Raw genomic sequence first — 19,183 nt, 5'->3', positions numbered from 1 at the left:
ATCCCATAACAAAACCCCGCCAAAACATAGGCGGGGTTTTCGCCAATCGGAAACTTCCCAAACAATTTGGCACTGACCAAACCAAGGTTGGTACATCCAATGAAACACTACGTTGTCACGAATGATCACGAGAATGCTGCCAAAGGCTCTGCCCCGGTGTCAGATCGGTTACAATTCATCGATGTCGTTTTGTACCGAAACTCTGACAAAGCCTCTGCTGAACTGATTATGGAGTTTTACCGGGCGCTGAACACTTTGGTGGAAAAACACACCTATGTTGTGAATTTACGTGTCCTTGCTAGAGAGCCAGTAGGAGGTCCGCTGTATTGGGCCGGACGTACCGCGATTTTTTGGGGGGATTTTGAACGCGCCTGGTGCCCCACTGCAGCTGAAAGGTCCTGGGTGAATCAGGTGCTGAACTTGTCCCCCAGGTCTGTTCTTGTAGGGGGGGCGGTGATGCTGCTGGCCCAACTCGGAAGTGCTGACAGAAGCACAGCAGCCGTGCATTCGGGTTTCGAAGCCGCAGCGCTGGAACTGGGGATTGGAAACAGCGGAACTTCGATCCATTTTCCCCCAGATGGGCGCACGCACAGCGCAAACACACGGATCAGCGCCCTACGTCTGCTGGCCGAGTTTGTGTCAATGGATCATGGTGAGCATTTGGCAGACACGTTGCGGCGGTATGTCGGGCTGGCCGAACCCAAGGGTGCAACTGAAAGCCAGGTCGCAAATCGCCTCATTCGAAAGTCCAATGGAGACAGGCTTGTGAGCCTTGCCGTGGATACAATGCTGGATAACATCGAAGACCCGCTCAGGATTTCTGAGCTTTCTGAACTGGTCGGGACGTCCATCCGGCAGCTTCAGCGAAGGTTCTTGTGTAAAACGGGCATGACTCTTTTGGACACATATAAGGAACTCCGCCTTGAGAGGTCCAACAGTCTTTTGAAGTATACTGACATGCCACTTGTTGAGGTCGCATCTGCAACTGGTTTTTCGTCCCGAACGGCAATGTCGCGGGCCTTTATTAAACGTTACAAATTACGCCCAGAACAGGTTCGGAACGGACGGTTTCTTGGACACATGTCTGCTTGAATTAGCAGTTGCGGGTTTCCAGCGATCTAGCGGTACGGGCGATAGGTGCTGTGGCCGGATCAAGGGTAGCTGTCCCGATGACTTGGCCGTTTTCAACAAGCTGTATTATTACTGCCCTGTCGCGGCGTTTCCTGTTGGACATTTACGTCAAGAATTTGGACAGCAGTTTTGACCAATGGCACACCTTTTCCGAGGTTTTCTGCTGCCGCCTCTTTCGTTGATTTTAGCCATAGTTGTCGCGCTGCTGTGGTACGCCCACCGATGAGCCATAGGTTGTCCAACACCCTCGCCGCGCTTTCAAGATAGCCCTGATTTTTTCTTTTGGCTCATCCGGTCCCACGTTCGTTAGGCTTGGCTGAGGCGAGGATTGCCGCGCAGTTTTTCTACGTTGCGCAACGAAAAATCCCAATACAGCGGATTGAACGGGCTAGCTTTCGGGTCGGTTTTTTGCTTTACATCATATCGGCACGTGTCGCTATTATCCGACATTTTGTTGATGTAATTGCTGCTGGCCGCATAGGGTTTCGATCCCAGCAATCCTCAGTCGGCAAACTGACTCAAGCTAATGACATTGGAGGCTTCGACCGCGTTCAGCGGGGCATGACCGTCATAATAGGCGCGTTTAACCCGTCGGCAGATTTCCAGTGGATACAGCAGCCCGGCGTTCAGATACTGAGCTAGGACCGAATAATAATGAAACGGTTCACCCATCTAAATCGCGTCCTGACAGTCACCGAAATGCGGTAAGGCCGTCTGCACAAAGTGCTCCAGCGCGTTGTCCCGTGTTGCGGCAAACAAGAACGGTATCACGCGCGGCGATGCCCCGACGCAGCGCGGCGATCTTGGGGGGTCAGCTGATCGCCAAGGACGACAATTATCCTGAGGTGCGTTTCTTCCATTGGCTTGGAGCGAGGACATCAGAGCAAGTTGGCCAGATCAAACCGAGCGTATGCGCTTTGGTCTGGCTGGCTAATCCCGCCATTGGCAAAACGCGTGAAAACTGAAGTCTTCTTCTCTGAGCGTTTGCCAGTTTCCGTGGCGTAAAAGGTTGAACCAAGAGCGCCTCACTCAAGGTCTTCGGCGAAATCAGGATGGTTGTCGATTGACAATGAAACCAGCACGCGTCGCGCTCAGGTCATTCGCCGGCATAGTACCCTACGACATCGCCATCCGTTGTGACGCCCAATCCGTTGAGCAATCGATTGGCATAATTGAAATAGCCGACGATCTGGTTGATTTCGAGAATCTCGCCGTCGTCCCAACCTGCGTGTCTCAGTGCGGTGACGTCGGATTCAACCATAGTGCCAGGCGACACAGTGAGCTTTTCGGCGTAGATCAAGGCCTCTAGATGTTCGCCGTCGAACGCATCCTGCGGTCGTTGCGCCTTGAGCGCGGCCTCGATCTTGTCCGCCCGCGCGTCATCCCCGATCAGATGCCGCGCGTTGGCCCAGTGATTTGCGTAGGAATACGGGCATGTGTTCAACGTCGAAACATAAGAACTGACCACTTCCTGAAACCACATTGGGATCGTGTTGCTGTCATCGTGCAAGCAGGCGCGATACAAAACCACATGCCCTTTCATGGTATTGGGGCGCAGGGAATGCACGCGCATAACGTTGTCCACCGTTCCATGCGGAGTTCGCGCAAGGTCCAGAACGGCCTTAAGCGGCGCTTCGGCCTCTTCATCAGATATCATCCTGATCCAGGCAGACAAATTTGGTTCCTTCCTTGTATTCATAGCCCAGGTTTTGAGCGATCGTTGGTGTCACGCCACGTTTGTTTGGCGAATTCCGTATCTTGGTGAACCAATGTAGAGCGCGCGCATTAGTGTCAGTATGATTAACCTGTTTTGCGCAACCCGATATCTGTGTCGGGATGGGCAAATAGCCCTGCGGCGCAAGGATACCGGCTTAGTATCTCTGAACCGCGCGGCAGACGATCGGCGTAAAAACGCCCGCTCTGCCAATAGGTTGTGCCGTCGATGACAATGGTCGGGTCGATCACGTTCCAGCTGATTTCACCGGGAGCGTAAGCACCACATGTGTGGAAATGCAAGATGCGCGGATTGCCGAATGCCGCCCCGCCCCACCGTTCATAGTTCTCACGCATGTCCCAGGGGTAGCCGCATCCGGGATGAATGCCAGCATGCCAGGAATGCACAAAGTTCCGGTCAATTTCGAACTGTTCGGCCACCCGATCATAATGAGTCTCTGCCCGCGCTACATCTGAAGGATGCCCCTCGAACCCGGTCAGGCGGCCTTGATCTAGGCGCGCAAGAACGGGATGAGTGAATTCGGTAGTGTAACCTTCATAGTATTTTGATCCGGTCCCTGTCAGGAAGGTCAGGGCCACTTGGCCAGAGAAGCTGTGTGCAGGGACAGGCGTGAAAACCGACATCGGGAAGCGCAGGATGGAGGTATCACCCGAAGGGTCCAGGTTCATTTCAGGCCGCCCCCGCACATCCGTGCCAAGGGGGCACGTGAAACGCACTTCCTGCGCGGTATTTAGTACAGAGTTGATCTCGGCCTTGAGTTCCATGAAGGCGTCGTGGTGCCCGTTCGAAAACCCCGACCCGAATTGTTCGCGGCTGAGGGCAAAGCTGACGATGATCTTTTTGCCCTTGGGCATTTGCGAAAACCGTAGCTGATCTCCGAGGCGGGCCAGAAACAGGATAACATCGGCGGTTTCGAACCTTTTAAGCAAGTCCACAGGCAGATGCGGAGTGTCAGGGTTGAACCCCACATCAACCGTTTCGACGGACAGGCCCATGGACTTGGCAACACGCGAGACGATTTCGACACTGTCCGCGTCGAAATACCCGTACTCTGGCGGTTCGTAGACGATCAGCAGCCGGTCTCCGGCCGTTGCATGGGCACAGTTTGCCAACAGGTTTTGCGCGCCACGTTCCGGCGTGATGTCCGACATTCGCGTCTCCCATAGGATCGAATTGGTCAAGGTTACGCCAGGGGCTTGCAGCCAATCTATTTGAAAGTATTAATGAGTGACATTAGAGTTACTAATATGATCTTGAACTTGCCCTATTCCGCACTAAGAGCGTTCGAGGCCGTCGTCCGACATTCGGGGTTTTCACCCGCTGCTACCGAATTGGGCGTCAGCCAGAGCGCTGTCAGTCAGCATGTGCGCAGCCTTGAGGAATGGTTGGGGCGCGAGCTTTTGGTGCGGGGCGCACGTCAGTCGCGCCCAACCCGTGAAGGAGAGTTGTTGGCCCTTGCGATCTCGGAAGGACTGGGGCGCATCTCGGATGTATGCGCACAACTCAGGGATAAAACACGCTCGGATCGGACAATCGTTATCTCATGTCTGCCGGGTTTTGCGTTCAACTGGTTGTTTCCACGACTTTTACGCTTTGACATGGCCCACCCGAACCTGTCGATATCGATAGCAACCGATACCGGACAATTCCCGTTTTCCGGTGCGGATGCGGATATCGGAATTCGCTATGGCTTGGGCGATTTTCCGGGCTGTCAGGTCGATTTACTTATGACAGAGCAGCTGTTTCCGGTTTGCGCGCCGTCGTTGTTGCCGGACCTTCGCAAGGTCGATGACCTCGCACGTCACACGATGTTGGTGGACGAGAATCTACATCACAGAGCGGCGAGCCCCACATGGGAATTCTGGGCGCGGCGCTGTGGCCTGACCTTGCCAGCCGCGCTGCGGACACGGCGACTGGGGCAGTCAAACATGGTTGTTCAGGCGGCGATTGAAGGATTAGGTGTGGCACTGGGGCGCGAGCCTTTGGTCATTGACATGATGGCAGACGGGCGTTTGGTCCGACCCTTTGCGGAAATGACCCAATCGCCGTTGTCTTATTGGCTGGTCCGACCGCACGAAACCAAGGGTAGCGAAAAGGTTGCCGAATTCTTGAGCTGGATTCATTCCGAGGTTGCTGCGCAACCTGACATCCCTCCGCCGGCTTCAGTTTGAAATTAGTCAGGCTTATACAACCCATTACTACTCTGACATGGCATGGCGGCGTTTGGGCGCCCATACTTTAGCAAGCCAAATGATGGATTGGCGGGCAATCGATGTTTCTGAGAAATTGCTGGTAAGTTGTGGCCTTGAGAAAAAATATCGGGCGCGTGCTGAAGGCCGAAACGTTTCTGGCTAAGAACATCGTTTTCTTCCGGCAGGAAGATGGCACCCCGGTGTCGTTTCCGAGCGATTGCGACCGGCTTCAGCATTACGAGATGTGCCTGCCTGCTATCGCGCTGAACAGATCCGTTTACGCGCCTGTTGGAACCGGTGGCTATGGCAACCCCCATTCGACAAGATCTAAGTCAATATCTCGTACAATTTCATGACGCCGTTTGACGAGGACCGAACCCGGTACTTTTGGTTTCAGCACCGAAACACAGACCCCGATAACGCAGAGGTTTTAAAGTTCATGAATGACGCATGCGGATGGCGTTTCTCGAAGACAAAGGGGTGTTGGAGCAGGTGCATCTGGGTATTAAGCACGCCAAGACACCCTATATTGATCTTGGTCTGGATAAGGGCGCAAAACTGTTCCGCAAAGCACTGGACAGCGCTATCGAAGCTGAAACGACATCCATGGGCACCACTGCGCGGGCTTACCGGCCTTTTCCGTATACCGTTTCGCCTGATGAGGGGCAGGGGGCCGATGTGTTGACCAATCGTCGGCAAAGCGCAGCAGTTCAAAATCCCGCGGCGACAAGTCTACCGTTTCTCAATTCAAGCGTGTCCGGGGCCAATGCCTGACGGAAGGATGGCGCATGGCTGACCAGTAAAATGGCCTGTGGCAAACCCTGTAGTATCTCCAGCAGGCGGGCTTCGTTCTGGATATCGAGCGCATTTGTTGGTTCGTCCAATAACAGTGCCCGGGGTTCCATCGCCAATACGGTGGCAAGGGTCACAAGACGCTTTTCGCCCCCCGACAATTTATGTGTTATGCGATCACGCAAGTGCATCAAGTCTAGATCAGAGAGAACTCTGTCGACGATGGCGAGAGCGTCGTCCTTGTTGCGCCCTAGATTGAGAGGCCCAAACGCGATGTCTTCTGCCACAGTGGGGCAAAACAGCTGATCGTCAGGGTCTTGAAACACCAGTCCGATCTCGCGGCGAACCTCGTGAAAATCGGCCTCGGTGCGCCGATCTTTTCCAAGGGCGATCACACTACCCGAGGTTGGCTTTTGCAAACCAAGCGCAATTCCAAACAGGGTGGATTTCCCTGCTCCGTTAGGTCCTGCAATCGACAGGCGTTGCCCTGGTTCAAGCGTAAGCGAGGCGCCGTCCAGTACGGGTGCTTGACCGGGATAGGCGAAATGAATGTCTTCCAGCTTGAGGATCGTCATGCGAAATCCAGACAAAGAAGCCCAATGCACACTATGCATAGAGTCGCCGCAAACACGTAGTCGCGCAGGGTCAGGTTAAATTCCTGCAGCAAGAGAAGCCGTCCAGAGAACCCTCGGCATTTCATCGCTGCTAAGATTCGCTCGGACCGTTCGATGGCGCGGACCAACATCATGCCAACCAGATAGCCAAAGCTGCGATACGTGTGCCAATTAGTGCCCGGTCGAAACCCACGGACCTTCATCGCCGCGCGCAGGCGCATATATTCCTCGCGTAAAACTTCGATGTAGCGAATGGTAAACATCAGAAGGTGGACGAGTGCTTCGGGACAGCGCAGTTTATGCAACGCGTGGCCAAGCGTAACCGGTTCCATCGTTCCAACCAGAACCATCAGGGACAATATGACGGCGTTAGCTGTCAGCGCAATCTCAGTGGCTTTCCAAAGGCCTTGCCAACTGGCCGGAAACCCAAACAAGTTGAACATCGCATCCCCGGGCGTGGTAAATGGCAAAAGTACCAACATGAAGATGATAAAGCTGTCCATCATCGCCATACGTTTGAGCGTTCGGCGAATGGGCAGGCGAGACATCAGCAGCACTCCGATAGAAACAGCCAATGCCGCAATCAGCCCTGGAATGGTGCTGAGCGAGACCGTGACAATGGAAAAAACACTCGCCACCACGATCCGCATCCGAGGATCCAAGCCTTGGATCACCCAAAAGGATGCACCCGTACCAGTCTCGGCCAATGTCTTGGCCTGGGGTTCCAGGGCGTGGGCCATCAGGAGGTCATCTTCTTGCGTGCGGCGATGTAAAAGCCGATTCCGAACAAACCAATGATGTAACCGATGCCACCCAGGATCGTTTGCAGATCATTGTGTTCACGATAGGAGGCAATCTCGCGTCGCAGCGGGCGGGTTTCGTCTCGGACCGCCTGAGCAATTGCGGCGCGTTCTTCGTTCGTCAATGATGCGACAGTCACCTGCGTCCCACCTTCCTTAGGGGCAATCATTGCGGCAGTTTCGACCACGTCAGCTTCAACACCCATTATCGCCGCGACATCGGCAGCAGGCATGGTGACTTCTGCCACATGCCCCGCGCCCAAGTCTGCTTTGAACGTGTGTTCTACCGGGTTGGTCGGGGTGTAAAGGAAGAAACCATCTGTATCGGTCAGTGTTCGTCCCAACTCAGCACCATCGGGCCCGTACACGATGACTTTTTGGTTTTGCGCCATATCGCCGTTTGAAAAGCCCAATTCGCCTTCGATTGCATCGCCTGCAGGAAAGACCCCTGCGATAACTTTGTGGGCCAGCGCAGGAAGCGGCATCAGTGACAACGCAATAACAACGAGCAGTTGCCTCATGCCGATGCGCCTTTATAAAAGAGTTCTGGTTTAACCTGACGAGCCAGTAAAATGGCGAACCCGGTCAGAACCGCTTCGACGGCCATGACAGGGACGTGAGCAAATAACACAAGCTTCGCAGCCGGCAGGAATTCGTCGCCCGACAGCGCCAGCGATACTGCGACAAAAGCCGTCGTAGCTGCGATTGAGAAAGCGCCGCCTATGCCGCCCCAAACTGCTCCTTGAACAGGCGTGCCCTTGGCGATCAGACGACCGAAGATTATCCATGTAAGCACCGCCGGAAGGGCGATGTTGACTGTGTTGATCCCAAGCACTGTCAGTCCTCCAAAGCCGAAGAACACAGCCTGAAGCAGCAAGCCAACAAAAAGCGCCGGAAAGGCCGCCCAGCCGAGCAAAAGCCCGGCCAGACCGTTCAGGATCAAATGCACAGAGGACGGGCCGATCGGAACATGGATCAGTGAGGCGACAAAAAAGCTGGCTGACAACACCCCGGCAGTGGGAATGCGATCCAGGTCCAGCGATTTCAGCCCCATGGCGATCCCGCCTGCTGCCGCGATTACGCCGCCAATCACAACAGGGTTCGAAAGGGCTCCGTCCACAATATGCATATGGGTTACTCCAGATCCCAGGCGCGGATCCAGATCACAGCGTCCTGACTTAGTTCTTTGCCTTCATGTTCAGTCTTCGGGCCCGAACCCAACGCTGCGAAACCCCAGTAGCCTGCTTTTGGCACGCCAAAGGTGAAATAGCCGTTTTCGTCCGAAATTGCGACCAGTGCGCCGCCTGGCAGTGGGGAAGCAGTTGCGTTTTTTGCGCCGTTTCCGGCCAAGTCGGGTTCCGCGGCCATGTATTCGATTTCAATCTCTACGCCAGCCACTGGGTTGCCCTCGCTCAATACACGTCCCGTGAAGGTCGAGCCAGCGATGATGTTATAGGGCTTGTTCAGCGGCAGTATTTCGGTAGCCAAACCTTGCGGCTGGTCCCAGTCGGTGGGCAGCTCGTTTCGGTTCAGATATGCCTTGGTGACCTGCTGGATATAGATATCCTCAGATTCCTCGTAATAAGGCGCAGGTACCGTTACCACGACGTAATCGCCAGAACGTTTCACTGGAACCGAGCCCAAAAAGGCCTTGGCCGTGTTCTCGGGGCCTTCGAACGTGGTTTCTTCCAACGTACCCAACAAATCGGTCTTTTCGCCGTTGTGGATCACATAAAATTCTTCTGGCTTTTCCAGGGTCATCACGTGCCCGGCTTCAAACGGATGCCAGAAGACCAACTTGACCGGAACGTCACCAGGACGATCAATCATGGTATCTTCGGTGTATTCCAGCAGGAAATGAGCCTGAGCCATCGCAGGCAATGCAATGGCAGCTGTTGCCGCCAACAAAAAGTGTTTCACAAACAAGTCCTTCTCACGTCGCGCCTTCCCCGGCACGCATTGGTTTTTGACATTGGGGAATGCGAAACCATTTGCTCAAATAGGCAAACAGTTTCGGCGCACACCCCGTCGCCGACGATCAACGCCCATTCCGAGGGCGCATGTTCGGCAGGTCTCCTGACTTGCGGGTCAAAACGCTTGGCTGGCCTTCCCGGGCATATCCCAGTGGCACGATCAGCCGCGCTCGCCGCTTACAGTTGCGGGGGCAGTTGCAGAATTGGCGAAGAAAAAGCCGCACTGCATTCCCTATTGCCTCCGGGTGAGTCCCCGGAACCGAACATGGCGCGTTGATGGCAGAAAAACTTGTACACGGTCAACTCTCGTTTGCGGCATCGCTTAGGGCAATACCGAATTTCAATAAGGTGTTTCTGCCGTGTAGTTGCGGCTCGGTGCATAGAGGTGATCAGTGTCACTGTCTGACAATCAGTGCGGTGACCTCAGATTTGATGCCGAAGCATAAGTATCCCGGCTTGTGAAACCAGAAATTTACAATACGCACAAAAATTGGACTTTTCCATTGCCGAAACCGGTTTCGGAAACGCAAAATGATGGAATGACAGCGAATCTCAACACGCGACAGCGACAAATCCGATCCCGGCGCGCCTCGGCGACTGGACGGGTGAAGCTTGATGAACTGGCCGATCAACTCGGCCTTTCGAAAAGCACGGTGTCGCGGGCATTGAATGGGTATTCCGACATCTCAGAATCAACGCGAAAGCGGGTTGAGGTGACGGCGCGCAAGATGGGGTATCGCCCGCTCAGCCACGCTCAGGCCATCCGAACGGGGCGCGTGCGTGCCATTGCAATGGTCATCAACAGTGAAGAACCGGATCGGCACAATCCGTTTTTCCAAGACTTTCTGGCAGGGGCTTGTGAAGCTGCCAGTGCGTCTGACTGGACGATGACAATTTCGACCGCGAAGTCGAAACAGGACATGCTGAACATGCTGGGCCGTTTGGTTGAAGAACGTAAGGCCGACGGATTTATACTGCCGCGAGCCGAAGTCGATGATGCGCGCGTTGGATACCTGAAGGACTTGCAGGTGCCGTTCATCCTTTATGGGCGGACTGGCTATGGTCAGGTCGGGTTTCAGGACGATACGTCGTGGTTTGATATTTCCGGCGAAACAGCCATGAGCGACGCGGTCGAACGTCTGGCCCGTTTTGGTCACAGCCGTATCGGGTTTGTCGGCAGTGATCCAAAGTTCAACTACAGCCACCTGCGTCGGGATGGCTATGTCGACGGGCTTAGGGACGCAGGATTGCCAGTTGATCCCGAATTGATACGCGAAGGGGCCCGCACCCGCGAAGAAGGGGCCGCTGAAGCGCGCGCTTTATTGCGTCTTCCTGTCCCGCCGACCGCGATTGTATTTGCGACAGACCAAGCGGCACTGGGAAGCTACTCTGTCTGCGCAGAATTTGGCCTTGAGATCGGGCGCGATGTCTCGGTTCTTGGATATGACGGGGTCCCGGAATGCCAATACGCCAGCCCCGGGCTAACGACGTTCAGCGTCGACTCTAAACGGGCAGGTGAACGCCTTGCTACGATGCTGATACGTCAGACCCGAGGAGAAGAACCCGCAACTTTGCGCGAACTCAGTCAGGCGGTGCTGATTGAACGCGACTCTGACGGACCGCCGCTGCTGACCTCGAACGAGTTGGCGAAAAAAATCAAACGATCCATGGAAGACAATCGGGGAGGAAACCGACCATGAAACTTACACCAAAAGCAGCCAAGCTGATGCTCGGCTCTTCGTTGGCAATGGCGCTGACGGCAATGTCGGTACAGGCGGACACGATCCGTTTCTGGACGACCGAAGAGCAGCCCGAGCGTCTGGCGAAACAACAGGAAATGGCCGACCAGTTCAAGGCGCAGACCGGCACGACCGTTGAGGTGATCCCTGTCACAGAAACAGATTTGGGCACCCGCGCGACAGCAGCTTTTGCCGCAGGTGACTTGCCAGATGTGGTCTACCACCCGTTGCAGTACGCCCTGCCGTGGGCCGAAGCTGGCATTCTGGACACCGAAGCTGCGACCGAAGTGATCGAAGAACTGGGCGCTGATACTTTCGCTCCGGGTGCTTTGGGCATGGCTGCGTTCAATGGTGAAACCGCCTCGGTTCCGGTGGATGGCTGGACGCAAATGGTTGTGTACCGGAAGGACCTTTTTGAAGAGGCCGGTCTGGAAGCGCCCGACAGTTTTGCAGATATTCAGGCCGCACTTGAGGCGCTGCACAACCCGCCAGAAATGTATGGCTTTGTCTCGGCCACAAAAGTTGACGAGAACTTCATGAGCCAGGTGCTGGAGCATGTATTCCTGGCAAACGGCGTCAGCCCGGTTGGCCCCGATGGCTTCCAGCCGCTTGATGAGGCCAAGACCACCGAGGTTTTGGATTTCTACAAGGCCATTTCCAAAGCCTCGCCTCCGGGTGAACTTTTCTGGAAGCAATCGCGTGAGCTGTATTTCGACGGTAAAGCCGCGATGATCATCTGGTCGCCTTTCATTCTTGATGAACTGGCCGGTCTGCGGGACAGCGCCCCTCCGACCATCAACGACGACCCGACATCGCGCGATCTGGCCAGCAAGACCGGTATCGTGACCAAATTGTCGGGCCCGTCGAACCCCGATGGCGCGGCCTGGGGCGACGTGCGGTACTTCGGTATCACCAATGATGCGGACACCGACGCGGCCATGGAATTCGTAAGGTTTGCCATGGATGACGGCTATACCCAGACGCTTGCCATTGCGCCTGAGGGTAAGTTCCCCGTGCGCCGTGGTAATGCAGACAATCCGACTGCATTCTCTGAAGCCTGGGCGGAACTGCCTGTCGGTGTCGACCGTAAGGCCCCTCTGGGCGAGTTGTATGAACAGGCGATGATCGATGAGATCGTCGGTGGTCTGGACGTGGCGCAGCGTTGGGGCGTAGCCGAGGGTCAATTGGCGCTGGCGTCGAAAATGATCAACTCTCAGGCCATCAATCGTGTTGTACGTCAGTACATTGATGACGAGATCGACGCAGCCGCAGCGGTTGCAGCCATGAACGAAGAACTGGCGAAGGTTCAGTAATCAAGTGGCATCTGCAGCGGCGTGCGCGCCGCTGCACTTAACCCTTCGAGGTACCCCATGACTTCGGCCACCCCACCGACCGGAACCGGGGCGTTAGCCAAACGCGAGGCGCGTCTGGCCTGGACGCTGCTGGCTCCGACCGTGATCAGCGTATCGCTTGTGGTGATCTTGCCTTTGCTGGCAATCTTCTGGATCAGCTTCAAGCCATTTACCCTGTCCGATCTCCGCCCACCCGCACCGGTTGTGCGTGAAAGCCTGCGCGGATCGGGCGACGATCTGCGGATTGAATACCGTCTGCGCAACTCCAGTCAGGAGATCGCAATCGACGGCGTCACCCTTAGTGACGTTCTGCCCGACGGTGTCGTTGCGGGGGACGTTGCCGCCCCCTGCGTTTTGGACGGGCAGGACCTGTTTTGTGACTTCGGCACTCTGGAAGGGGGCCAGCGTGAGCGTATCCGCATTCCTGTTGCCGTCGACGGCGATCCCGATGCCTTTGAAGACGTGGTCGAAGCGTCAGAACCGCGTTTGACTGGTAGTGGACCGAACGTTCTGACCAACTTTGAATTCAGCCTCGAAAACTATGCTCGCGTCTTTGACGGAGCTGAGTTCTGGGGCGTGCTTTGGGTAACGTTGTTTTACACGGTGTTCGGGACCATTGGCGCCTTGGTTATGGGCCTGTTTGCAGCGCTTTTGCTGAACAAGAGCTTCAAAGGGCAGGGGGTCATCCGGGGCCTTTACTTGTTTCCCTATGTCGCTCCTGTCATTGCGGTGGCCTTTACCTGGGTCACGCTGTTTGATCCGTTTTCGGGTTCAGCCAATGCGCTCTTGATCCAGATGGGTCTGACCAGTGCGCCGATCAACTTTTTCGGCGAACGCCCTCTGGCACTGATCATGGTCACGGTGTTCGAAATCTGGCGCTATTTCCCGCTGTCTTTCCTGTTCATTCTGGCGCGGATGCAATCCATTGATAGCAGCATGTATGAAGCCGCTGATATGGATGGAGCGTCGCCCTTCCAGAAGTTCTGGTTGCTGAGCATCCCGCAATTGTTGGGCATCCTGTCGGTACTGTTCCTTCTGCGCTTTATCTGGACGTTCAACAAGTTCGACGACATTTTCCTGCTGACCGGTGGTAATGCGGGTACCCGCACACTGACTGTGAATGTCTATGAGCAGGCGTTTGCGATCTCAAACATCGGGGCAGGCGCGGCGGTGGCCGTGGTCATCCTGCTGTGCCTGATCGCCTTCAGCTTTGTCTTCTTCCGCTTCATCAGCCGTGAGGAGGGTTTGTGATGCGCAAAGGTTTCATCACTGGCCCGGTTCTGGGCGCACTCTGGTTGGTCATCATTTCAACCACCGTTTCCGTCACCATGTCCTTCGCCACGGGCGCAGCGTTTCGCCCGCAGGTGGGGTTGAGCCTGATCTGGGGCGCGGTGGCAGGTCTTACCTATGTTGCGTTTCCGGCGCGTCATGCTCCGGCGCGTTTGGCGATCTCTGTGCTGCTGGGTTTGTCTTGCCTAAGCGGTTTGGGTCCCGTTCTGATTGGTCCGGATACGACGCTGCAGGCAAGCCTAACTACTGTCATCGCTGTTGCGGTTGTCATGCACCTGTCATTGGCCGAGATCCTTAAGGAACTGCCCTTCACCGAACTGACACGCCATGAATTCGAAGATGCGGTGATCCGCTTTTGCACCGGATTCGGGTACATCTTTTTCACGGCAATTGTCGTCATCCCCTTCTATGTGATGGTGATGACCAGCCTGAAATCTCAGCAGGCGCTATTGCAGAACCCGCTGGATTTTTCCGTTGATCTGAGCCAGGGCACTGCACTGTTCCGCAGCTATACCGAGCTGTTCCGCGACTTCAATTTCGGCACTTATCTCTGGACGTCCTTCTACGTCTCGGTCCTGACAGTATTCATCACGTTGCTGTTCAGTGTCCCCGGTGCCTACGCGGTGGCGCGGTTCCGGTTCAAAGGGCAAAAGGCGTTTTCGCGGTCGATCCTGTTGATCTACATGGTTCCGATGATCGTTCTGGCGCTGCCGATTTATATCGCGTTTTCGCTTACGGGCCTACGGAACTCGATCCTCGGCATTGTCATGATCTACCCGGTCACGACGATCCCCGTCGCGCTTTACATGCTGCAAGGCTATTTCCGTGGTCTGCCCACCGAAGTGGAAGAGGCTGGTCTGATGGATGGTCTGTCGCGTCTGGCCGTGATTTGGAAGATCACCCTGCCGCTCAGCCTGCCTGCGCTGGCCTCGGTCTCGCTCTATGTCTTTATGATCGCCTGGAATGAATTCTTGCTTGCCTTCATGCTGCTGGACGATCCGTCGAAATTTACCCTGACCCGAGGCGTCACGATGCTGAACTCCTCGGAAATTCCCCGACAACATCTCATGGCTGGCGCGGTAATCGCCACTTTGCCGATCATGGCGTTGTTCCTGGGGCTTGAACGTTTCATGACCAAAGGCCTGACTGCGGGGTCCGTCAAAGGATGACAGAAATGAATCAACATACGAACCACAACCGCGAAGCGCGCAATATCCTGATTGCCAATGATCGCGGGGGTTACACAATCCCGACCGAGGGGCTGTATCCTTATCAGTGGAACTGGGACAGCGCGATTGCCGCCGTGGGCTTTGCCGAATTCGACATCGACCGCGCCTGGACTGAGGTCGAGACGCTTTTCTCGGGCCAATGGGCGGACGGCATGGTGCCGCATATCCTGTTCCACAAGCAAGACGACGGGTATTTTCCAGGCCCGGATGTATGGGGTTGCAACGGCCCGATCCCGTCGTCGGGTATTATTCAGCCACCCATCGCAGCAACGATGGTTCGCAAAATTTGGGAGCAGGACAAAAAGGTGGGCGACCAGCGCCTGCGTGCCCTCTTTCCAAAGCTTTTGGCCTGGCATCGTTGGATCATGAAGTGGCGGCTTGATGAAAAGGACGCTGTCTGTACGACGCACCCTTGGGAGGCAGGTCGCGACAATGCCCCTGACTGGGATAAATCCATGGCGCGCATGGACGCCTCTGACGTGGGGGAATACCAGCGCAGGGACATCGCGCATGTGAACAGCGACGATCGCCCTACCAAGTTTGACTATGATCGTTACATCAAACTGGTCCAGATTGGCCGAGAGGCCGGATGGAACCAACAGGCTCTGTTGGAGAAAAACCCGTTTCGGGTCGCCGACCCGACAATGACATTCACGACCTTGCGCGCTGCGCGGGATCTGCTGGCGATCAGCGACCAGCTGGGCGTCGACGCCGAAGGGTTGCATTCGGATGTTGAGAGGCTCGAAAATGGTGCGCGATCCTTGTGGAATGAGGATCTGGGTAGTTTCGATTCCCGTGACGTTCGTACAGATGAATGGGCCGGCAGCATCTCGAACGCTTCATATATGTGCTGGTACGCAGGCATCCAGTCGGAACAGATGCTGAAGCGTTTGGATGCTGTGTTGGACACCGTTCCTTATCCGGTTCCAAGCTATGATACGTCGATGCCGAATTTTGATGCGCGCCGCTATTGGCGTGGTCCGACCTGGGCGATCATGAACATGATGATTGGGTTCGGTCTGGCTGATATGGGACACACGCGGCAGGCAGAAGACCTGCGCCTGAAAACAGCAAAGCTGATTTCGACCTACGGCTTCGCCGAGTATTTTGACCCCAACACAGGCAGCGCTGCTGGCGGCACTGCCTTCACCTGGACAGCCGCGGTCTGGCTACACTGGGCAGGGAGGAGCTAATGGGCAGCATCGAACTGAAGTCCGTCGAAAAATGGTTTGGGTCCGCCCAGGTCATCAAAGGTGTGGACCTCAAGATTGAAGAAGGCGAGTTCATTGTCTTTGTCGGTCCGTCGGGCTGCGGAAAATCCACTCTGCTTCGCATGATCGGCGGGCTTGAGGATATTTCGCGCGGATCGCTTCTGATAAACGACAATGACGTCACCGATCATCCGCCTTCGAAACGCGGCCTGACGATGGTGTTTCAGTCTTATGCGCTGTATCCGCATCTGACTGTTGCTGAAAATATGGGGTTCTCGCTGAAAGTGGCCGGGGTGCCAAAGGCTGAAATCGCAGAACAGGTCAACAAAGCGGCTGAGGTTCTGAAACTCGGGCCGTTTCTGGAACGCCGACCCAAAGACTTGTCAGGCGGGCAGCGCCAGCGTGTGGCCATCGGCCGATCCATCGTGCGCGACCCGACGGCCTTTTTGTTCGACGAGCCGCTTTCGAACCTTGATGCGGCGCTGCGCGTTGAGATGCGATACGAGATCGCCAAGCTGCACCAAAGCCTCAAGCGCACGATGATCTATGTGACCCATGATCAGGTCGAAGCCATGACGCTGGCCGACCGGATCGTGGTTCTGGAATACGGCAAGATCGCGCAGGTCGGTACGCCCCGCGAGCTCTATGAACGTCCGGCCAATCTGTTTGTGGCGCAGTTCATTGGAAGCCCGAAAATGAACGTGTTGACCTGTTCCGCTCAAGGCGGCAGTTATACGCTGGCACACGGCAGAGGGGGCCAATTTGCGTTTTCCGGCGAAGCCAACCGATTGGGTGTTCGTCCTGAACACATTGAAGTGGTTGCAGCGGGCGAGGGCCAGACGGACGGTGTGATCGAGGTGATCGAATACCTGGGTGCTGATACGTTCCTGATCGTCGATGTCGGTGCTGAAGAAAACGTCACTGTGCGTTTGAATGGAGACACGGACCTCAAACCGGGCGCACATATCGGTTTGCATTTTCCGACCAGCAAGCTGCATTTTTTTGATGAAGATGGTCAAGCTGTGGGTCGGGAATAACCCAATACACTGCCGATAGCTTTTCAAGCACGCGTTGCGGTTTCAACTCCTGAACCGCAACGTGTTTTGTTTGAGGTTATGTGCAGCTTAGTAACTGCATTCGCCTGCCCCGGCTGGTTTATTGTCAAAAACACTTGGAACCTGTGGCAATCCACAAGCCTACAGGATCATACTGTGTTTGTGTCCGTCACATCCAATTGACCCTTGTGTGATTTGAAAAGTCGGTGAAGCGACTTTGATTTTTAGGATGGCTATTGAATTAAAGGCGGACAGGATGTTGGCTACATCTTGTTGAATTTGCTCGAAACGAGAGAAGAGAGACATGGCGAAAAACGTGTGTGAGGTCCTGCTGGACATTTTGTCGGATGCAGGTGGTTGCCAGATCTTTGGCGTGGTTGGCGATGCGCTCAACCCGTTTCTCGAAGCCATGCGCGGGGACGACCGTTTTGAATGGAAGGGTTTGCGGCATGAAGAAAACGCAGCCTACGCGGCTTATGCGCAGTCGCATCTGACCGGTGGTATCGGCATTTGTGCCGGCACGGTTGGTCCCGGTGCTTTGCATCTGATTAACGGGCTCTACAATGCCAAACGCGAAGGCGCGGGCGTGGTGGCGATCACTGGCCAAGTCGCCCATCGCGAGCGCGGCACTGGCTATCATCAGGAAGTGAACCTGGAAAAGGCATTTGATGATGTGTGCGACTATCAGGCGGTGATCCACACGCCGGATCAGATGCCGCGTCTTGCCCAGATCGCCGTGCAACGTGCGCTCATCAACCGCGAGGTGGTGCGGATTGAACTGCCCATCGATGTATCCGAACAAAAGGTGCCCAGCCTGCACCAGTTCCACCCGCTTTTGAAACAGCCCTCTACCCTGATCCCACCCGAAGCTGAGATTGCCCGTGCTGCGCAGATCATAAACGCAGGCAAGAAGGTGGCGCTTTTTGCCGGTGTAGGTTGCCGCGAGGCCAAAGATCAGGTTTTGGCCCTTTCGCAAAAGCTCAACGCTCCGCTTGCGCATACGTTGAAGGGCAAGGACATCTTCGACTACGATGACCCGAATGTGGTTGGTATGACTGGTCTCATCGGCAACCCCGGTGGTTATTATGCGGTACACGATTGCGATGTGCTTGTGATGCTGGGCACCGACTTTCCCTATGAATGGTTCCTGCCAGAAGCGGCCAAGATCGTGCAGATCGACCGCAGCGTTGAAAATCTGGGTCGCCGTGCGCCTATCGCATCGGGCTTGTTGGGGGATGTCGGTGCAACGCTGGACCGGCTGCTGCCTCAAATAGCCGAAAAAGAAGACCGAAGCTTCGCTGATCATCAGGTCAAACTGTGCAACAAGTGGCTGGCGCAACAGGACAAAGAGGCCAGCCTTGAACGTGCCAGCGAACCGCTGCACCCGCAGTTATTCGCCCGCGAGATATCCAATCAGGCCGCAGAAGATGCGGTTTTTGCGATGGACATAGGTGAATGCACTGTCTGGGTGGCGCGGCAGACCCGAATGAAGGGTGGGCGGCGTATGGTGGGATCATTCAACCATTCCTCTCTGGGCTCTGGCTTGCCTTCGGCGCTCGGCGCGGCTGCGCTGGATCCCTCGCGTGAGGTCTGGACGTTCTGTGGCGACGGCGGCTTTGGTATGTCCATGCAGGATTTCGTGACCGCCGTGCGCTACCACTGGCCGATCAAGGTGATTGTGTTCAACAACCAGACACTGGGTTTCGTGAAGATGGAGATGGAGGTCGCGGGCTATGCTGTGAACCCTATGGCAACGGATCTGGTGAACCCGGATTTTGCCGAATACGCCAAGGTCTGCGGTGGTGATGGCGTGCGCGTGGAACATGCCGCTGACATCAAAGAAGCCGTGGCACAGGCCAAAGCCAGCACCAAGCCGTTCATCATCGACGCCATGGTCACGCCGGGTGAGTTGGTCATGCCACCTCATGTGGACACAAAGATGGCCTGGGGATTTGGCATATCCAAACTGAAAGAGGGCATCCTTCTGGCCAAGGGCGACCACGCGCAGTGGGACAACTGGGTCAAAGAACTCAAGGCGCAGCTTTAGTGCAGGTGCCAATCCAAGCTAGT

General features: G+C 55.6%; 19 protein-coding genes and 1 riboswitch. Of the genes, 11 read left to right on the top strand and 8 right to left on the bottom strand.

Annotated elements, in window-relative coordinates; all coding sequences use genetic code 11:
- Nucleotides 1-99: 99 nt before the first annotated feature.
- Nucleotides 100-1,092 (top strand): helix-turn-helix domain-containing protein, encoded by a 993-nt coding sequence (locus GOV85_RS09355; RefSeq protein ID WP_171177271.1) that lies wholly within the window; start codon nucleotides 100-102, stop codon nucleotides 1,090-1,092.
- Nucleotides 1,093-1,632: 540 nt separating this feature from the next.
- On the opposite strand, the gene GOV85_RS09350 is transcribed toward GOV85_RS09355, so the two are convergent.
- On the bottom strand, nucleotides 1,633-1,803 hold the full coding sequence (locus GOV85_RS09350; protein WP_171177269.1) for a hypothetical protein: 171 nt from the start codon (nucleotides 1,801-1,803) through the stop codon (nucleotides 1,633-1,635).
- A gap of 107 nt (nucleotides 1,804-1,910) precedes the next feature.
- Between GOV85_RS09350 and GOV85_RS09345 the strand changes: the two genes are divergently transcribed.
- Nucleotides 1,911-2,096 (top strand): hypothetical protein, encoded by a 186-nt coding sequence (locus GOV85_RS09345; RefSeq protein WP_171177267.1) that lies wholly within the window; start codon nucleotides 1,911-1,913, stop codon nucleotides 2,094-2,096.
- 131 nt (nucleotides 2,097-2,227) lie between these two features.
- Here GOV85_RS09345 and GOV85_RS09340 read toward each other — a convergent pair whose 3' ends face one another.
- Both GOV85_RS09340 and GOV85_RS09335 read right to left on the bottom strand, forming a co-directional pair.
- Nucleotides 2,228-2,806, bottom strand: a complete 579-nt coding sequence (locus tag GOV85_RS09340) for a carboxymuconolactone decarboxylase family protein (RefSeq protein WP_171177265.1) — start codon at nucleotides 2,804-2,806, stop codon at nucleotides 2,228-2,230.
- A 125-nt stretch (nucleotides 2,807-2,931) separates the two neighbouring features.
- Nucleotides 2,932-4,017, bottom strand: coding sequence for a hypothetical protein (locus GOV85_RS09335; protein ID WP_171177263.1), 1,086 nt, complete (start codon nucleotides 4,015-4,017; stop codon nucleotides 2,932-2,934).
- 96 nt (nucleotides 4,018-4,113) lie between these two features.
- On the opposite strand from GOV85_RS09335, the gene GOV85_RS09330 reads away from it, so the two are divergent.
- On the top strand, nucleotides 4,114-5,037 hold the full coding sequence (locus tag GOV85_RS09330) for a LysR substrate-binding domain-containing protein (protein WP_171177261.1): 924 nt from the start codon (nucleotides 4,114-4,116) through the stop codon (nucleotides 5,035-5,037).
- Nucleotides 5,038-5,514: 477 nt separating this feature from the next.
- Nucleotides 5,515-5,832 carry a hypothetical protein gene (locus GOV85_RS21415; protein WP_174827342.1) on the top strand — a complete coding sequence of 106 codons (318 nt, stop codon included), beginning with the start codon at nucleotides 5,515-5,517 and terminating at the stop codon, nucleotides 5,830-5,832.
- Here the strand turns inward: GOV85_RS21415 and GOV85_RS09320 are convergent.
- From GOV85_RS09320 to GOV85_RS09300, 5 genes are read right to left on the bottom strand one after another with little or no spacing between them, the layout of a single operon-like run.
- A complete protein-coding gene (locus GOV85_RS09320) occupies nucleotides 5,769-6,425 on the bottom strand; it encodes an energy-coupling factor ABC transporter ATP-binding protein (RefSeq protein WP_171177259.1) in 657 nt (218 codons plus the stop codon). The genes GOV85_RS21415 and GOV85_RS09320 overlap by 64 nt on opposite strands.
- Nucleotides 6,422-7,204 carry a cobalt ECF transporter T component CbiQ gene (gene cbiQ, locus GOV85_RS09315; protein ID WP_171177257.1) on the bottom strand — a complete coding sequence of 261 codons (783 nt, stop codon included), beginning with the start codon at nucleotides 7,202-7,204 and terminating at the stop codon, nucleotides 6,422-6,424. Before cbiQ ends, GOV85_RS09320 begins: the two co-directional genes overlap by 4 nt.
- Nucleotides 7,204-7,785, bottom strand: a complete 582-nt coding sequence (locus GOV85_RS09310; protein WP_171177255.1) for a cobalt ABC transporter permease — start codon at nucleotides 7,783-7,785, stop codon at nucleotides 7,204-7,206. The genes cbiQ and GOV85_RS09310 overlap by 1 nt, the downstream gene beginning before the upstream one ends.
- A complete protein-coding gene (gene cbiM, locus GOV85_RS09305) occupies nucleotides 7,782-8,393 on the bottom strand; it encodes a cobalt transporter CbiM (protein ID WP_171177252.1) in 612 nt (203 codons plus the stop codon). Before cbiM ends, GOV85_RS09310 begins: the two co-directional genes overlap by 4 nt.
- Before the next feature lie 5 nt (nucleotides 8,394-8,398).
- A complete protein-coding gene (locus tag GOV85_RS09300; protein WP_171177249.1) occupies nucleotides 8,399-9,184 on the bottom strand; it encodes a DUF4198 domain-containing protein in 786 nt (261 codons plus the stop codon).
- Nucleotides 9,185-9,312: 128 nt separating this feature from the next.
- Nucleotides 9,313-9,516, bottom strand: a riboswitch (cobalamin riboswitch).
- A gap of 260 nt (nucleotides 9,517-9,776) precedes the next feature.
- Between GOV85_RS09300 and GOV85_RS09295 the strand changes: the two genes are divergently transcribed.
- The 7 genes from GOV85_RS09295 (at nucleotide 9,777) to GOV85_RS09265 (ending at nucleotide 19,160) form a co-directional block, all read left to right on the top strand.
- Complete coding sequence (locus GOV85_RS09295; RefSeq protein ID WP_171177248.1) at nucleotides 9,777-10,937, top strand: LacI family DNA-binding transcriptional regulator; 1,161 nt, start codon at nucleotides 9,777-9,779, stop codon at nucleotides 10,935-10,937.
- Nucleotides 10,934-12,289, top strand: coding sequence for an ABC transporter substrate-binding protein (locus GOV85_RS09290; protein WP_171177246.1), 1,356 nt, complete (start codon nucleotides 10,934-10,936; stop codon nucleotides 12,287-12,289). Before GOV85_RS09295 ends, GOV85_RS09290 begins: the two co-directional genes overlap by 4 nt.
- Before the next feature lie 57 nt (nucleotides 12,290-12,346).
- Entirely contained in the window at nucleotides 12,347-13,579 is a 1,233-nt protein-coding gene (locus tag GOV85_RS09285; protein WP_171177243.1) for a carbohydrate ABC transporter permease, read from the top strand.
- Nucleotides 13,579-14,787: a carbohydrate ABC transporter permease gene (locus tag GOV85_RS09280; RefSeq protein ID WP_171177242.1), complete on the top strand. Its 1,209-nt coding sequence runs from the start codon at nucleotides 13,579-13,581 to the stop codon at nucleotides 14,785-14,787. The genes GOV85_RS09285 and GOV85_RS09280 overlap by 1 nt, the downstream gene beginning before the upstream one ends.
- A gap of 5 nt (nucleotides 14,788-14,792) precedes the next feature.
- Nucleotides 14,793-16,040, top strand: coding sequence for a hypothetical protein (locus GOV85_RS09275; protein ID WP_348540134.1), 1,248 nt, complete (start codon nucleotides 14,793-14,795; stop codon nucleotides 16,038-16,040).
- Nucleotides 16,040-17,095 carry an ABC transporter ATP-binding protein gene (locus GOV85_RS09270; RefSeq protein ID WP_171177238.1) on the top strand — a complete coding sequence of 352 codons (1,056 nt, stop codon included), beginning with the start codon at nucleotides 16,040-16,042 and terminating at the stop codon, nucleotides 17,093-17,095. The genes GOV85_RS09275 and GOV85_RS09270 overlap by 1 nt, the downstream gene beginning before the upstream one ends.
- Before the next feature lie 322 nt (nucleotides 17,096-17,417).
- Complete coding sequence (locus GOV85_RS09265) at nucleotides 17,418-19,160, top strand: thiamine pyrophosphate-dependent enzyme (protein ID WP_171177236.1); 1,743 nt, start codon at nucleotides 17,418-17,420, stop codon at nucleotides 19,158-19,160.
- Nucleotides 19,161-19,183 lie beyond the last annotated feature (23 nt).

This window comes from Ruegeria sp. HKCCA4633 (assembly GCF_013034605.1).
GTDB lineage: Bacteria > Pseudomonadota > Alphaproteobacteria > Rhodobacterales > Rhodobacteraceae > Ruegeria.
This window is presented reverse-complemented; position numbering and strand designations above follow the sequence as displayed.

Coding starts and splice junctions, on each gene's coding strand:
- GOV85_RS09355 (WP_171177271.1), top strand. CDS start 100: ATGAAACACTACGTTGTCACGAATGATCACGAGAATGCTGCCAAAGGC.
- GOV85_RS09350 (WP_171177269.1), bottom strand. CDS start 1,803: ATGGGTGAACCGTTTCATTATTATTCGGTCCTAGCTCAGTATCTGAAC.
- GOV85_RS09345 (WP_171177267.1), top strand. CDS start 1,911: ATGCCCCGACGCAGCGCGGCGATCTTGGGGGGTCAGCTGATCGCCAAG.
- GOV85_RS09335 (WP_171177263.1), bottom strand. CDS start 4,017: ATGTCGGACATCACGCCGGAACGTGGCGCGCAAAACCTGTTGGCAAAC.
- GOV85_RS09330 (WP_171177261.1), top strand. CDS start 4,114: ATGATCTTGAACTTGCCCTATTCCGCACTAAGAGCGTTCGAGGCCGTC.
- GOV85_RS21415 (WP_174827342.1), top strand. CDS start 5,515: ATGGCGTTTCTCGAAGACAAAGGGGTGTTGGAGCAGGTGCATCTGGGT.
- GOV85_RS09320 (WP_171177259.1), bottom strand. CDS start 6,425: ATGACGATCCTCAAGCTGGAAGACATTCATTTCGCCTATCCCGGTCAA.
- cbiQ (WP_171177257.1), bottom strand. CDS start 7,204: ATGGCCCACGCCCTGGAACCCCAGGCCAAGACATTGGCCGAGACTGGT.
- GOV85_RS09310 (WP_171177255.1), bottom strand. CDS start 7,785: ATGAGGCAACTGCTCGTTGTTATTGCGTTGTCACTGATGCCGCTTCCT.
- cbiM (WP_171177252.1), bottom strand. CDS start 8,393: ATGCATATTGTGGACGGAGCCCTTTCGAACCCTGTTGTGATTGGCGGC.
- GOV85_RS09295 (WP_171177248.1), top strand. CDS start 9,777: ATGACAGCGAATCTCAACACGCGACAGCGACAAATCCGATCCCGGCGC.
- GOV85_RS09290 (WP_171177246.1), top strand. CDS start 10,934: ATGAAACTTACACCAAAAGCAGCCAAGCTGATGCTCGGCTCTTCGTTG.
- GOV85_RS09285 (WP_171177243.1), top strand. CDS start 12,347: ATGACTTCGGCCACCCCACCGACCGGAACCGGGGCGTTAGCCAAACGC.
- GOV85_RS09280 (WP_171177242.1), top strand. CDS start 13,579: ATGCGCAAAGGTTTCATCACTGGCCCGGTTCTGGGCGCACTCTGGTTG.
- GOV85_RS09275 (WP_348540134.1), top strand. CDS start 14,793: ATGAATCAACATACGAACCACAACCGCGAAGCGCGCAATATCCTGATT.
- GOV85_RS09270 (WP_171177238.1), top strand. CDS start 16,040: ATGGGCAGCATCGAACTGAAGTCCGTCGAAAAATGGTTTGGGTCCGCC.
- GOV85_RS09265 (WP_171177236.1), top strand. CDS start 17,418: ATGGCGAAAAACGTGTGTGAGGTCCTGCTGGACATTTTGTCGGATGCA.